Annotated in this window: 15 protein-coding genes; 7 read left to right on the top strand and 8 right to left on the bottom strand. The window is 64.2% G+C overall.

Going from position 1 to position 14,131, the window contains the following annotated elements; translation table 11 throughout:
* Positions 1-11 precede the first annotated feature (11 nt).
* Genes ACZY1I_RS13640 through ACZY1I_RS13650 form a run of 3 tightly spaced genes read right to left on the bottom strand, consistent with a single transcriptional unit; the run spans position 12 to position 3,497 of the window.
* Positions 12-1,007 (bottom strand): VOC family protein, encoded by a 996-nt coding sequence (locus ACZY1I_RS13640; RefSeq protein ID WP_463754923.1) that lies wholly within the window; start codon positions 1,005-1,007, stop codon positions 12-14.
* On the bottom strand, positions 1,000-1,875 hold the full coding sequence (locus ACZY1I_RS13645; protein WP_463754924.1) for an alpha/beta fold hydrolase: 876 nt from the start codon (positions 1,873-1,875) through the stop codon (positions 1,000-1,002). Before ACZY1I_RS13645 ends, ACZY1I_RS13640 begins: the two co-directional genes overlap by 8 nt.
* Entirely contained in the window at positions 1,872-3,497 is a 1,626-nt protein-coding gene (locus ACZY1I_RS13650) for a bifunctional 3-(3-hydroxy-phenyl)propionate/3-hydroxycinnamic acid hydroxylase (protein WP_463754925.1), read from the bottom strand. The genes ACZY1I_RS13645 and ACZY1I_RS13650 overlap by 4 nt, the downstream gene beginning before the upstream one ends.
* A gap of 101 nt (positions 3,498-3,598) precedes the next feature.
* On the opposite strand from ACZY1I_RS13650, the gene ACZY1I_RS13655 reads away from it, so the two are divergent.
* From ACZY1I_RS13655 to dmpG, 3 genes are read left to right on the top strand one after another with little or no spacing between them, the layout of a single operon-like run.
* Positions 3,599-4,435, top strand: a complete 837-nt coding sequence (locus tag ACZY1I_RS13655) for a 2-keto-4-pentenoate hydratase (protein WP_463754926.1) — start codon at positions 3,599-3,601, stop codon at positions 4,433-4,435.
* A gap of 7 nt (positions 4,436-4,442) precedes the next feature.
* On the top strand, positions 4,443-5,375 hold the full coding sequence (locus tag ACZY1I_RS13660) for an acetaldehyde dehydrogenase (acetylating) (RefSeq protein ID WP_463755130.1): 933 nt from the start codon (positions 4,443-4,445) through the stop codon (positions 5,373-5,375).
* The gene (gene dmpG, locus ACZY1I_RS13665; protein WP_463754927.1) at positions 5,372-6,391 is read left to right on the top strand and encodes a 4-hydroxy-2-oxovalerate aldolase; all 1,020 of its coding nucleotides are present in this window, start codon (positions 5,372-5,374) and stop codon (positions 6,389-6,391) included. The genes ACZY1I_RS13660 and dmpG overlap by 4 nt, the downstream gene beginning before the upstream one ends.
* 2 nt (positions 6,392-6,393) lie before the next feature.
* Here dmpG and ACZY1I_RS13670 read toward each other — a convergent pair whose 3' ends face one another.
* Complete coding sequence (locus tag ACZY1I_RS13670) at positions 6,394-7,500, bottom strand: NDMA-dependent alcohol dehydrogenase (protein ID WP_463754928.1); 1,107 nt, start codon at positions 7,498-7,500, stop codon at positions 6,394-6,396.
* 146 nt (positions 7,501-7,646) lie between these two features.
* On the opposite strand from ACZY1I_RS13670, the gene ACZY1I_RS13675 reads away from it, so the two are divergent.
* Positions 7,647-8,867, top strand: coding sequence for an acyl-CoA dehydrogenase family protein (locus ACZY1I_RS13675; RefSeq protein ID WP_463754929.1), 1,221 nt, complete (start codon positions 7,647-7,649; stop codon positions 8,865-8,867).
* Positions 8,864-9,907 carry a phosphotransferase family protein gene (locus ACZY1I_RS13680; protein WP_463754930.1) on the top strand — a complete coding sequence of 348 codons (1,044 nt, stop codon included), beginning with the start codon at positions 8,864-8,866 and terminating at the stop codon, positions 9,905-9,907. The genes ACZY1I_RS13675 and ACZY1I_RS13680 overlap by 4 nt, the downstream gene beginning before the upstream one ends.
* On the opposite strand, the gene ACZY1I_RS13685 is transcribed toward ACZY1I_RS13680, so the two are convergent.
* Positions 9,904-11,172: an adenylate/guanylate cyclase domain-containing protein gene (locus ACZY1I_RS13685; RefSeq protein WP_463754931.1), complete on the bottom strand. Its 1,269-nt coding sequence runs from the start codon at positions 11,170-11,172 to the stop codon at positions 9,904-9,906. The genes ACZY1I_RS13680 and ACZY1I_RS13685 overlap by 4 nt on opposite strands.
* A 67-nt stretch (positions 11,173-11,239) precedes the next feature.
* Here ACZY1I_RS13685 and ACZY1I_RS13690 point away from each other — a divergent pair, with 67 nt between their 5' ends.
* Complete coding sequence (locus tag ACZY1I_RS13690; protein WP_463754932.1) at positions 11,240-11,629, top strand: limonene-1,2-epoxide hydrolase family protein; 390 nt, start codon at positions 11,240-11,242, stop codon at positions 11,627-11,629.
* On the opposite strand, the gene ACZY1I_RS13695 is transcribed toward ACZY1I_RS13690, so the two are convergent.
* Both ACZY1I_RS13695 and ACZY1I_RS13700 read right to left on the bottom strand, forming a co-directional pair.
* Entirely contained in the window at positions 11,626-12,663 is a 1,038-nt protein-coding gene (locus ACZY1I_RS13695; protein ID WP_463754933.1) for an LLM class F420-dependent oxidoreductase, read from the bottom strand. The genes ACZY1I_RS13690 and ACZY1I_RS13695 overlap by 4 nt on opposite strands.
* Before the next feature lie 9 nt (positions 12,664-12,672).
* Positions 12,673-13,086, bottom strand: coding sequence for a nuclear transport factor 2 family protein (locus ACZY1I_RS13700; RefSeq protein WP_463755131.1), 414 nt, complete (start codon positions 13,084-13,086; stop codon positions 12,673-12,675).
* 130 nt (positions 13,087-13,216) lie between these two features.
* Between ACZY1I_RS13700 and ACZY1I_RS13705 the strand changes: the two genes are divergently transcribed.
* Positions 13,217-13,780, top strand: coding sequence for a PadR family transcriptional regulator (locus tag ACZY1I_RS13705; protein ID WP_463754934.1), 564 nt, complete (start codon positions 13,217-13,219; stop codon positions 13,778-13,780).
* 1 nt (position 13,781) lies between these two features.
* On the opposite strand, the gene ACZY1I_RS13710 is transcribed toward ACZY1I_RS13705, so the two are convergent.
* Positions 13,782-14,078 carry a hypothetical protein gene (locus ACZY1I_RS13710; protein WP_463754935.1) on the bottom strand — a complete coding sequence of 99 codons (297 nt, stop codon included), beginning with the start codon at positions 14,076-14,078 and terminating at the stop codon, positions 13,782-13,784.
* Positions 14,079-14,131 lie beyond the last annotated feature (53 nt).

The raw sequence follows: 14,131 nt of genomic DNA on the forward strand, positions 1-14,131 counted from the left end.
ACTCGAAGGGACTAGTCCGGGATGCCGGCACCCGCCAAGGCGGGCACGGTGTCTTCACGGTGCAGCAATGAAGCCGCACCGATCTTGAACTGGTGGAACTTGTCCAGGATGGTCTGGCCTTCGGGCGTGTGACCCCAGAGGCTGATGCCTTGGTATGTGGTTGGCTCCCAGGTGGTTTCGTCGACGACAATCGGGTTCCAGCCGACCTCCCACTCGAATCCCGATGGGGTCATGGCGTAGAAGGACAGCTCCTTGTCATTGGTGTGCTGGCCGACTCCTAGTGCCATGTCGAAGCCCAATGCCTTGACCCGCTGGTAGGCGGCCGTCATGTCGTCGAGGTCGGCGACCTGAATGTTGCAGTGCTGCACACGGGTACGAATCGGGTTGAGCGGCAACCGGTTAGCCGCTGCGACAGCGATCGAATGGTGACGCTCGTTGACCCGCAGAAACCGGATCTTGAACTTGACGCCGCTGATTGTTTCGTCGATGAAGTCGGTCAGTCGAGCGTCGAAAACGGTGTTGTAGTAGCTGCGTACTTGGTGCGGTTTCTTGCTGGTGAGCGCGACATGACCCAAACCGGATGCGCCGGTGACGAACTCGCGGGCGATCATGTCGAGTGCGGTGTCAGCGGTTTTGGCCCGGGTGAAGATCTCCTGGGCCAAACCGTTGGGCCCGGGAAAGCGCACCAACCGCTCCACGCCGCGGAGCGCGGCTTCCTCCGGAGTGCCCTCGACGACGGGCACGCCGTGCCTGGTAACCCGGGACAGAATTTCGTCAAAGGTGTTGTGGTCGTCCAGTTCCCAGCCGATTGCGGTGACATCTTCGGCGGGGCCGCGTTGCAGCAGGAAGCGACACTGGTAGTCGTCGAGCCGGAAGCGCGTCACGCCGGGCAGCGCCTCGTCGAGGTGCATGCCGATGGCGTCACGACCGAAGCGCTGCCAATCGGCGAACTTGTTCGTTTCGATGACGAGGTAGCCGAGGTGGGCCCGGCCGAAAACGCTAGGCATGGGCCAGCCTCGAATCCGCCTGCAGGAACTCGGAAACGAGGTCGTTGAATAAGTCCGCGCGTTCCCATTGCATCCAGTGGCCGGTGTGGGACGTCATCACCAGTTCGGCGTTGGGCATCGCGTTGAGTAGCATCGGCCCGCCCGAAGGCTTGTTCACCTTATCGTCGCGCCCCCAGAGCACCAGCGTGGGCGTCCTCAGGTTCTTCAACCGCGAATCGCGAGTCAGGTCCATCCGCCACAGAGTGCGCAGGGCGAGCGGTCCGGACGGCCGGCGCAACGGCGGGTTGGCGACCACGTCGGGATCTATCGACGCCTGGTACCGCAGGTCGATCAGTTCCTCGGGCACCGCATCACCGTCGTGAACGAGGTAGCTGCGGATGAAGGTGGCGAGCTTGTCGCGGCTGGGACCGTCGCCGCCGTAGTAGGACAGCAGGCTGTTGAGGCCGGCGGTGGGCAGACCTCGCGTGGTGCCGATGCCGCCGGGACCCATCAGCACCAGCTTGCCGACCCGATCGGGCGTGTCCAGGGCCAACCGCAGCGCGGCCGCGCCGCCGTAGGAATTGCCGATCAGATGCGCGGTGTCGATGCCGAGTTCGTCGAGCAGACCACGCATCGAGTCGGCCAGGTGGCCGAACGGATCGGCCTGCTCCACGGATTTGGTGGATCGGCCATATCCAGGCATGTCAGGCACGATCACCCGGAACCGACCGGACAGTGCGTCGATGTTGCGCGAGTAGTTCGACACACCGGAGGCACCCGGTCCGCCGCCATGGAGCAACACGACGGCCGGGCCGGTGCCTGCTTCGGCGAAGAAGATCGGCTTTCCGTCGACGGCGACGGTTGTTTCAGTGAGTTGGGCGGTGGTCATGCGGGAACTCCGTTCGAGCTCGATGTGACGGGGAGGTCGGCCGCGGCGATCGCAAGCGCGGCTGAAGGCCGGGCGCAGCGGGTCGCCGCCATCGGGCTACAGTCCAGTCCATCCGGCGGCGGCGCCAGTACGCCGGCGGAATCGGTTGCGGTGTAGATGAATCCGTCCGGCCGGACGATCACAGCGCTGACCTTCCTGTCTCGGAGCCAGGCGGTCAACGTGGTGTCGCGCACCGGGATCGTTGTGATGCCCCGCTGCGTCCAAGCTTGCGAACCGGTGGGCAATGCCCCTTTGTGCAGTAGCGTCCACCGGCCCGCCATGACGTCGTCGAGTCGCATCCTGGTGCCGCTGTCGTCGATCACCCAGGGCTGAATGATCTGCCGGCCAATCGCTTTGGACGCGGTGTCGTCAAAATATCCGTCGGGGTAATAGGACTCGGGTATCCAGTAGAGCTTCTGCCCCTGCCGCGCTAGCAGCTGCGACTTGGTGATGACCCGCAGGGCGTGGTTGCGGACCACAGCCAGCACACGGTTGCGTTCGGTGATGACGCGGCCGAGGAACACCGCCCGCCTGGTCACCTCGGTGACGTGCGGTTTGCGTTCGGTCTGATAGGAGTCCAGCAGCGACTCGGCAGCCTGGCCCCGGAGCACCGCGGCGAGTTTCCAGCACAGGTTGGCCACATCGCGAACGCCCGCGGCCATCCCCTGACCGATCCAGGGCGGCATCGCGTGCGCGGCGTCCCCGGCAAGAAACACCCGGCCCACCCGCCAACGATCCGCCACCCGGACATGGTGGCTGTAGATCACTGCCCGCAGGATCTCCACATGCTCATCGGTGATGCCCGTTTCGTTGAGCACTGCCCACACCGCCGCGTCACTGACCAGGTGCTTCTCGTCTTCGCCGGCCCGGGCCGGGTATTCCCACCGGTGGTGCCCCAATGGTGTGGGGCAGTCCACAGTGGGCCGTTCGGGGTTGCAGTGAAAACGCATGCGGTCGTGGTAATCCCACTTCTTGACCACCTTGGTGTCGATGACCACCCACCGCTCCGCGTAGGTCTTACCCGTATAGCCGACGCCCAACTGCCCACGGGTCGGCGAGGAACCGCCGTCCGCGGCGATCACGTATGAGGCACGTATCCGCTTCAAGCCGTCCTTGCGGAGGTCGGCCAACAGCAGTTCCACGTGATCGCCGTCGTTGCGCACCCGCAGGCATTCGTGCTCGAGCAACACCTCAACGGCGTCGAAACGCTCCACGCCCGCACGCAAGACCTGATCGACTGCCGGCTGGTAGATGAACTGCTGCGGAGGGTGCCCACAGCCGCGTCCGGCGATCAGTGTCTCGTAGAACGCCTTGCCGTCAGCGTCGACGAACGCCACCGGCCGGTCGGCCAGCATCTCCTCTTGCAGCCGATCGGCCAGACCCACCGACTGCCATACCCGCATCACTTCCTCGTCGGTCGAGATGGCCCGGGCCCGATTGTAGATGTCGGGATCACGTTCGATCACAACGACTTTGAGGCCGAGTTGGCCCAACAGGTTGGCGGCGGTGGCGCCGACCGGCCCGTAGCCGACGATAGCCACGTCGCAAGTCGCGTCAGCCGCCGGTGATCCCTTATCGCTCACTGTTGACTCTCATCCCTCGTGTGTCGTCACCAACACTTGTTCTGTAATGATCACTACGGTAATGTAGCGATCGATACAGAGTCAATACCCAAAGGAGCGCCATGCCGGATCAGGATCAACTCGAGCGACGGTCCGACGTGGTGACCGACGCCGCCGCGCTGCTATGGGCAGCCGCGCGAGACCGTTCTCCCATAGCGCCGGTGACCGAGACCGCACCCGGACTCACCCTCGCGGACGCGTACGCGATTCAGCAGGTCAACCTGCATCGTCGTATCGGCGACGGCGCAACGTTGGTGGGCCGCAAGATCGGGCTGACATCGAATGCGATGCAGACACTGTTGGGCGTCGACGAACCCGACTACGGATACATCCTCGACGACATGATGATCGACGGAGACCGCGTCGACACCGCCCGATTTTGTAGTCCCCGGGTAGAGCCCGAGATCGCCTTCCTGCTGCGGGATTCGTTGCGCGGCCCTGGAATCACAGCCGACGACGTCCGCGCCGCGACACAGTCCGTTGCGGTCGCGCTCGAGATCGTCGACAGCCGTATCGCCGACTGGCGGCTCACCCTGGCCGACACCGTTGCCGACAACGCCAGTTCGGGCGCGGTCGCCCTCGGCGATTGGGTGCCCTACACCGACGACCTCGTACTCCCGCAGGCCCTGGCGTCACTGCGCCGCAACGGCTCCGAAGTCGACTCCGGCACCGGAACCGCGGTGATGGGTGATCCCGCCGCGGCCGTCGCGTGGTTGGCCAATGCGCTGTCCGCGTACGGCACCGAACTGTCCGCGGGTCAGTTCGTCATGTCCGGGTCGTTCACCACCGCGGCGTTTGTGTTTCCCGGTGACATCGTCGAGACCACGATCAGCGGCCTCGGCACCGTCTCGCTCGAGTTCAGCCAGTCCGAGAGGGAAACGATCCATGGCACAGCGTGATTGGCCGATAGCCATCATCGGCTCGGGCAACATCGGCACCGATCTGATGATCAAGATCATGCGCAGTGACGGCCCGCTTCGGGTCGCCGCGATGGTGGGCATCGACGCAGTTTCCGACGGCTTGGCCCGGGCCCGACGCCTGGGTGTGCCGACCACTTCAGACGGCATCGAAGGGCTGCTGTCGATGCGCGAATTCGACGACATCCGAATCGTTTTCGACGCCACCTCGGCCGTCGCGCACCGCGCCAATTGGGCGAGGTTGGCGCCGACAGGTGTGCGCATGCTCGACCTGACGCCGGCCGCTGTCGGACCGTACTGCGTTCCGGTGGTCAATCTCGATGCGCATCTCGACGCCCCCAACCTGAACATGGTCACCTGCGGCGGGCAATCGACCGTGCCTATCGTGGCGGCCGTCGCGCAGCACGGGATTGTGTCCTACGCCGAGATCGTCTCCTCCATCTCGTCGAAGTCCGCCGGTCCGGGGACCCGCGCCAGCATCGACGAATTCATCGAAACCACCTCAGCAGCATTGCAATCCGTCGGTGGTGCACAACGCGGGAAGGCAGTGATGGTCCTGAATCCCGCTGACCCGCCCGTGCTGATGCGCAACACCGTCTATTGCCTGGTCGACGGGGATGTCGATGATGGTGCGATCGCACGGTCGGTGGTGGACATGGTGGCGCGGGTCAACGCCTACGTACCCGGATACCGGCTTACTCAGGGCGTGCAGTTCGAAACTTTCACCGCTGACAGTCCGCTGTACATTCCCGAGACCGGAAAGTTCGTCGGCACTCGCGTGACCGTCCTGCTACAAGTCACCGGGGCCGGTCACTATCTGCCCGCCTACGCCGGCAACCTGGACATCATGACCTCGGCAGCGCAGGCCACCGCGGAGCGCATCGCCGCGCACGCCAGCCAAAAAGCCGGAGCAGCATCGTGATTCAGCTATATGTCAGCGATGTCACCCTGCGCGACGGCATGCACGCCGTACGCCATCAGTACACCCTCGAGCAGGCAGTGACGATCGCCGCCGCACTCGATGCGGCCGGAGTCGATTCCATCGAGGTGGCCCACGGCGACGGACTGGCGGGATCCAGCTGCATCTACGGTTTCGGTGCGCACACCGACCTGGAATGGATCGAGGCTGTCGCGGGGGTTACGCAGCGCGCCAAAGTCGCAACGCTGCTGCTGCCCGGCATCGGCAGCGTGCGTAACCTCAAAGATGCCCACCGCGCCGGCGCCGGCGTGGTCCGGGTGGCCACGCACTGTACCGAGGCCGACATCGCGGCTCCGCACATCGCGGCGGCCCGCGACCTCGGCATGGACACAGCCGGCTTCCTGATGATGAGCCACAAGACCACGCCGGCCGCGCTGGCCGAGCAGGCCAGGCTGATGGAGGGTTACGGAGCCACCTGCGTCTATGTCGTCGACTCCGGCGGAGCGATGACCATGCGCGACGTCGCAGAACGCGTGGACGCGCTGCGCCAAAGCCTCTTGCCCACAACCGATATCGGTATCCATGCCCACCACAACCTGTCATTGGGCGTGGCCAACTCGATCGTTGCCGTCGAGCACGGGGCCCGCCGGGTGGACGCTTCGTTGACCGGCATGGGCGCCGGCGCCGGCAATGCACCGCTGGAAGTGTTCGTCGCCGCTGCCGACAAGATGGGCTGGCAGCACGGGTGTGACCTGCATGGGCTGCAGGACGCCGCGGAGGATCTGGTGCGCCCTCTGCAGGATCGCCCGGTTCGCGTCGACCGCGAAACCCTCACTCTCGGGTACGCGGGCGTCTACTCCAGCTTCCTGCGACATGCCGAAAACACCTCCACCCGTTACGGTATCGACGCCCGGACCCTGCTCGAAGAAGCCGGCCGCCGCGGCATGATCGGCGGGCAGGAAGACATGCTCGTGGACATCGCCCTGGACCTGACCCAGGTAGCGGTGGGACAGCGATGACCTCAGTGGATGATGACGCCGCGAATGTTTTTGCCGTCCCGCAGATCCTGGTACCCCTGGTTCACGTCTTCGAGGCGGTATCTGGTCGTGACAAGCTCGTCGAGCTTCAGTTGACCCGCGTCGTAGAGGCGCAACAGCCGCACAATGTCGTACTGCGGGTTAGCCGAACCGAATAGCGTTCCTCTGATCGTCTTTTCGGTGAGGGTGAGCATTGCACCAGAGACGTGGATGGTCGCCTTGGCGGGGTCGGCGAGACCCACCACGACGATCGTGCCGCCTTTTCCGACGATGTCGAACGCTGCCGAGATCACCTCTTCGTGCACTGTGCCCACGGTGACGATCGCCTGGTCCGCGCCTTGGCCCCAGGACAATTCATGTACCTTCGCGGCTGCTTCGAAGGCACTTTCGAACGCGTGGGTCGCGCCGAACTTGACCGCGGTGTCGCGCTTGAGGGCGACGGGATCGACGACAACGACGTACTTGGCGCCGGCGTGCACCGCTCCCTGCACGGCGTTGATACCGATTCCGCCGATGCCGTAGATGACGGTGATGTCGCCGGCGCGGACGTTTCCCGCGTAGGTGGCACTGCCCCAACCCGTCGGCACTCCGCAGCCGACCAGGACGGCGACGTCCAGCGGCAGCCAGTCATCGATCTTGACGACCGAATGCTGGGAGATCGTGGCCTTCTTCGCAAAAGTGCCGAGCATGCACATGGCACCGTAATCGGTTCCACCACTGCGGAATCGGAATGACCCGTCCGGCATACAGCCTTCCAGGATCGTCGCGCCCATATCGCAGAGGCTCTGTCTGCCGGTCGAGCAGTACCGGCAGTGCCCACAGCTCGGGATGAAGCTGCAGACAACGTGGTCACCCGGCTTGACCTTAGTCACGCCGGGACCGACGTCCTCAATAACACCGGCACCCTCGTGGCCACCGACGATCGGGAATCGAGGTGGCAGGTCGCCGTCGGTGAGATGCAGATCGGAGTGGCACAATCCGGCTGCCGTGTAGTTGATCAGGACCTCACCCGCGCGCGGCCCGTCGAGGTCCAGTTCCATCAACTCAAAAGGGCGGCCCGCTTCGAGCAGTACTGCGGCGGTTGTCTTCACGGCGAACTCCTACCTGCTCCGAAGTGGGGCGCACTTGTGTTCATACGCCGACCTCGGCACACCTCGCAACGAGATCATCGAGTCGGTGTAGGAAAGAGGGCACACCGGTTTGCCGAAGGCCGGTCGTCGAGAGATCAGAGGTGCTCATGTCCCTGTTCGATGTGTCGGATCGCGCAAAGCAGTATCAGTCGGATCTGCTCGAGTTCATGGATGCCAGTGTCTATCCGGCCGAGACGGTCTACGACGAGCAGATGCGGGAGGCGGGCGATCCGCACTTCCACCCGCCGATCCTGGAAGATCTCAAGGCGGAGGCGCGAAAGCGTGGGCTGTGGAACCTTTTTCACCCCCACCCCGAATGGGGTCCGGGGCTGACCAACCTCGAATACGCGCCGCTGGCCGAGATCATGGGCCGCAGCCACCTCGCCTCCGAGGCCTGCAATTGCAGCGCCCCGGACACCGGGAACATGGAGGTGTTCACGCTGTTCGGCACCGACGAGCACAAGGAGCGCTACCTCAAGCCGTTGCTCGACGGCAAGATCCGCTCGGCATTCGCCATGACCGAACCGCGGGTCGCAAGCTCGGATGCGACCAACGTCGAGCTGTCGATGGTCCGCGACGGCGACGACTACGTTCTGAATGGACGAAAGTGGTTCGCGTCCAATGGAATGCACCGCAACTGCAAAGTCCTGATCGTGATGGGCAAGACCGATCCGACCGCGGCGGTGCATCGCCAACAGTCGATGATGGTGGTGCCGATCGACGCACCCGGCGTCGACGTCCGGCGCAACCTGCCGGTCTTCGGCTACCAGGACCGCGAGGGGCACGCCGAGATCGACTTCGTCGACGTGCGGGTGCCGACCAAGGACGTGCTCAAGGGTGAAGGCGAGGGATTCGCGATCAGCCAGGCCCGACTCGGCCCCGGGCGTATCCATCACTGCATGCGCGCAATCGGCATGTCGGAGCGCGCGTTGGAGTTGATGTGCAGGCGAGCCCAGTCACGGGTCACCTTCGGAAAGCCGATCAGCGACAACGCCAATGTGCGCGACTGGATCGCTGAGTCCCGCATCGACATCGAGATGATCCGGTTGCTCACCCTCAAGGCTGCCTATCTGATGGACACGGTCGGCAACAAGGAGGCCCGCACCGAGATCGCCGCGATCAAGGTCGCCGCGCCGAACATCGCGCTGAAGATCGTCGACAGGGCCATTCAGGTGCACGGCGGTGGCGGCGTTACCGACGACTTTCCGCTGGCCATGGCCTGGGCACACCTGCGCACGCTGCGCCTGGCCGACGGACCCGACGAGGTGCACAAGCGGGCCATCGCCAGCCAGGAGCTACGCAAGTACCGCGAAGGCGCAGCGAAGTGACCCAGCAAGTTGTCGGCGTCGACGCGGGGGCGATCTCACAATGGCTCACTCAGCTGGGCATTGAGTTCTCCGCGCCCCTGCAGTTCCAACGGATTGGTCTGGGCCAGTCGAACCTGACCTATCGCGTCAGCGACTCCGACGGCCATGCGTGGGTGCTGCGCCGCCCACCGTTGGGTCACCTGCTGGCCTCGGCCCACGACGTGCTGCGCGAGGCCCGAATCATCGCCGCGTTGTGGGACACCGATGTGCCGGTACCGCAGATACTGGGCACCACGTCGGATCCGGAGTTCTCCGATGTGCCGCTGGTGTTGATGGAGTTCGTCGACGGTTTGGTGGTCGACACCATGGGAGTCGCCGAGGCGCTGACACCACAGCACCGTCATCAGATCGCCGTCGACCTGCCGGCAACACTGGCCAAGATTCACGCCGTCGACCTGGCTGAGGTAGGCCTGACCGACCTCGCCAGTCACAAGCCGTATGCCCAGCGCCAGATCAAACGCTGGGCCGGGCAGTGGGAGCTGTCCAAGACCCGCGAGTTGCCCGAACTCGACGACCTCACTCGCAGGCTCGCCGCGGCGGCACCCGAGCAACGCGAAATCAGTCTGGTGCACGGCGACTTTCATCTGCGCAATCTGATTACTGACCCTGATCCTGGCCCCGGAGGCGGTCGCGTAGTGGCCACCCTGGATTGGGAGCTGTCCACACTCGGCGATCCGCTGGCGGACATGGGAAGTCTGCTCACCTACTGGGCGGAACCCGGCGAGGCACCGCCTGGCGACTACGCGCCCTCGACCTTGGCGGGTTGTCCCAGTCGCGCCGAAATGACCAAGCTGTACCTGGACAAGACCGGTCGCGATCCGACCGCCCTGCAGTACTGGCATGCGCTCGGGCTCTGGAAGCTGGCGATCATCGCCGAGGGCGTCATGGTCCGTGCCCTGAACCGGCCGGAGAACAAGGCTTCGGCAGGCACACCCGACACCTCATGGATCGATGCGAGGGTGCGACGAGCCAGCGAAATTGCCGCTGCCGCAGGGATTTAGCTCGCCGGTCGAGGACCTTCGGACCGCCTGCCGAGCAGGTAATAGGTGCGCATCACACCCTTGCCTTTGACCTCGATCTCGCCGCGCTCCTCGAACTCGAATGCGTGATTGAGTCGGTTATAGACGTCGTGCGGCACCTGAATTCGGCCCTCGACGTCGGTGGCTTCCATCCGAGCCGCGACATTCACCGCGTCGCCCCACACGTCGTAGAAGAATTTCCGGGCTCCGACGACGCCGGCCACCACAGGGCCCGCCGCCACGCCGATACGTAATGGCACCAGTCGGCCGCGTGAATCCTGCAGCCCGGCAACTGCATCCGCGATGTCGAGGGCCAGGTGAGCCAAAGCTTCGAGATGGTCGGGGCGGGGCTCCGGCACACCACTGACGACCATGTACGAATCGCCGCTGGTCTTGATCTTCTCCAGGCCGTGCCGGTCAACGAGTACATCGAGTCGGGTGTAGAGCTGATCGAGAAATCGGACCAATTCGGTGGGTGAGGTGTCGCTGGCCCGCCGGGTGAAACCGGCGATATCAGCGAACAGGACCGATGCGTCGTCGTACTTGTCGGCGATCACGGCGTCGGATCGATTCTTCAACCGCTCGGCGATCGACGTCGGCAGAATGTTGGCCAACAGCGCCTCGGATCTGTTGTACTCGGCCTCGATCGCTCGTTCTGCGGTGGTGATTTGGCGTAGCGCAAACCAGACGGTCGCGACCACCATCAGCCACGCGGAGGCTATCGACACCACAAATCCCACCGAGTAGGCCCAGTCGGGTTGGACCCCGGTCTTCTCTGGGACCAGCAATTCCATGGCGATGGTCAGCCCCGCGCCTATCGCCGCCAACACTGACGCCAACACGATGTGGTCGATACCCAGCACCAACACGATGGTCGATGCACCCACCAGGTAGTAGAACTGCAGCCCGGATCCCGAGCCGACATGCATCGTGATGGCGGTGACCAGTGCGTATGCCGCGAGGGCAAACGTCACCGGCGCGACCAGTTCACCGAAGCGGTAGAGCGACGGGATCGTGAGAAAGACCGAGGTGCTGATGACGCTGAGGGCGCCGAGGACGATCCCGCCGTGTCCGATGAATATCGACACCAAGCCGAAGAACCCGCCCACCATCGCACCGATTCGGGTGGTCAGGGTGAGCACCCGCTCTTGGCGGGCAATACTTTCGGCGCGCTGCAGGCTGGGCGTGGCGAGACGACCGCGCGCACCCTGGCCCGGCACTGCCATTGACCGGGCTCGGAGCGCCATGGGTGCAGCGTAGCTCCCGAGCGTCGACCCCCTTGTCGGACCGCTCAGACCTGTAAAAGATAGGGCCATGACAGACTGCGCGACCGAAACCGGCCCTGACTCCGTGGTACGGGAATTCTGCAAACTGTGGCTGACCTCCGACATCGACGCCATCGTCGAAGCCTTCACCGAGGACGCCACGTACCACAACATCCCGATGCCCATCCTGACCGGCCGCGAGGAGATCCGTAATTTCCTCAACGGTTTCCTGGCCGCGTTCGACGGCGTCGATTTCAGGATCCACCGCCAGGTCAGCCACGGTGATCTCGTGATGAACGAGCGCACCGACGTACTGCGCAAGCAGGACGGCGGTGAGGTGCCGCTACCCGTGATGGGCGTCTTCGAAGTCCGCGACGGCAAGATCGCCGCGTGGCGCGACTACTTCGACATGGGCACCATCACCGCAGCGCTCAGCTAGACAAGCTCGCGCAGCGTCTCGATCAGCTTCACCCGCTCGCCGGGCGTCGCCGCGATCGGCGCCACATTCAGCGTGGTCACCCCGGCTTCGCGATATGCGGCCACACGTTCTTTGACGAACTCCCTGGAGCCGATCAGGTTGACGTCCCGAACCAGTTCGTCCGGAACGACTTTGGCGGCGCCCTCTTTGTCGCCGGCCAGGTACAGCTCCTGGATCCGGTCGGCTTGCGGCCCGTAGCCGTATTTGGTCGCCAGGGTGTGGTAGAAGTTCTTGCCCTTGGCTCCCATCCCGCCGATGTACAGAGCCAGATGCGGCTTGACGAATTCCCTTAGCGACTCGACGTTTTCACCGATGGCCAGCGTCGGGCCGGCGAACACCTCGAGCTTGCCCAAGGCGGGGTCGCGCCGTGCCTGGCCCGCCGCAAGCGCCTTGCCCCAGACGTCCTGCGCCTTCTCGGGGAGATAGAAGATCGGTTGCCAGCCCTCGGCGAGTTCGGCGGCTAGCTCGACGTTCTTTGGCCCCAGAGCGGCGACCAGGATCGGAATACGTTCCCGGACAGGATGATTGATCAGCTTCAGGGGTTTGCCAAGCCCGGTGCCCCGTTCCGGGGGCAGCGGGATCGTGTAGTGCTCTCCTTGGTACTGCACCCTCTCTCGGCGCCACACCTGGCGGCAGATTTCGATGACTTCCCGGGTGCGGGCGATCGGCGCGTCGTAACTCACCCCGTGGAACCCTTCGATGACCTGCGGTCCGGAAGCGCCCAGTCCGAGGGTGAAGCGGCCGTCGGAGACATAGTCGAGCCCGGCCGCCGTCATCGCGGTCAGGGTGGGCGTGCGTGTGTACAGCTGCAGAATGCCCGAGGCCAGCTCGACACGTTCGGTACTGGCCGCCAGATACCCCAGCCCGCTCACCGCGTCGAACGAATACGCTTCGGGGACAAAGACAATGTCCAAGCCGGCGCGTTCGAGGTCGGCCACTTCGGCGGCCACCTCTTTGAAACCACCCGCGTAATTGATGCCTAATCCAATGCGCATGAGGTGTCCCTACGCGGTGGCGAGGGTATTGGCCAGCTCGAGTGCCTCTTGCTGGATCCGGGGGAACTGGGCACCCATCGCCTCCGACAGCGCCGTCGCGCCCGACAGCGGCCGCACCATCACGGTGAACTCGTCGATCAGACCGTCTTCATTGAGGTGCAGGAAGTCGCAGCCGTTGATCTTCTTGCCCGCGACGACGGTCTCGAACACGAACGCGTGGTCGCGGCCATTGCTGTCGTGGATTTCGCGGATGTAGCGGAAGTCCTCAAAGACGCGCAGCACGCCGCGCAGGATGGCCGCTGTGATCGGCTTGCCGACGTAGGGCTTGAACGCCACCGGACTGGTGAACACGACATCATCGGCCAGCAATGCCTGGATGGCCGCCTCGTCCTGCTCTTCGACAGCTCTCCGGAAGGGATGCACGGAACTCACTGGATACCTCGCAATAGTCACTTTGTTGAGTAGGTGTAGCTGACGCTAGAGGCTGTTCGGTCATATGTCTATAGGCAAATAATCACTTTATTGAATAGGTGCATCGTTGTATGATCGGTCGATGTCGCTTCGTGACGCCGTGCTGGCCGCTCTCCTTGAGGGCGAGTCGTCCGGATATGACCTGGCCAAAGAGTTCGATGCCTCGGTGGCCAACTTCTGGATGGCCACTCCTCAGCAGCTGTATCGCGAGCTGGATCGGTTGTCCGAGCAGGGCCTGATTCAGGCGCGCGTCGTTCACCAAGAACGCCGACCCAACAAGCGCGTGTACTCCTTGACCGACGCGGGGCACGAGGCGATCCAACAGTTCACCGCCAAAGCGCCCAGACCATCGGTGATCCGCGATGAGCTGATGGTCAAGGTCGCGGCCGCCGATGCCGGCGATACGCGCGCCGTGCGCGACTCCGTGGCCGAACGACTGCAATGGGCGTTGGCCAAAGTCGAGCGCTATGAGCGCCTTCAGGCACGACTGCTCGCGGGTCGCACCGAAGACGAGTTCCTCACCCAGGCCGAACGGGTAGGTCCCTATCTGACGTTGCTGCGGGGCATAGCCTTCGAGCAGGAAAATGTTCGGTGGGCCGAGCGCGCCTTGGCGGTCATGGGGCGCCGGCTACCTGTGCAGGCCTGAGTCAGAACGCCGACCAGTACGGCTCGTATTGAATTACCCGCTGCATGAACTGCAACGCGTCCTCGCTGTCCGTTCTCGGCTCGTCGCCGTGCGTCAGCGGACACGATTTCGGGTCAACTCTTGCCAACCACACGCCTTCCAGCGTCTCATCGCGACCCCCGGACGTGGGTGAGATCAGATCGGCCGCATACCCCAACGCGCCGGGCTCGGTGAAGCCGTCGCTGTAATCCAAATACTGACCGTCGGTCAGCGTCACGACGTGGTAGTGCGGCAGCTGAGCCAGCTGATCTGAAAGCATGGGCGCCTCAAGGATATTGGTCGGCACAGAATACCCTGCAGAGGGCGCCCCCG

Source organism: Mycobacterium sp. IDUB_37 (assembly GCF_055419245.1).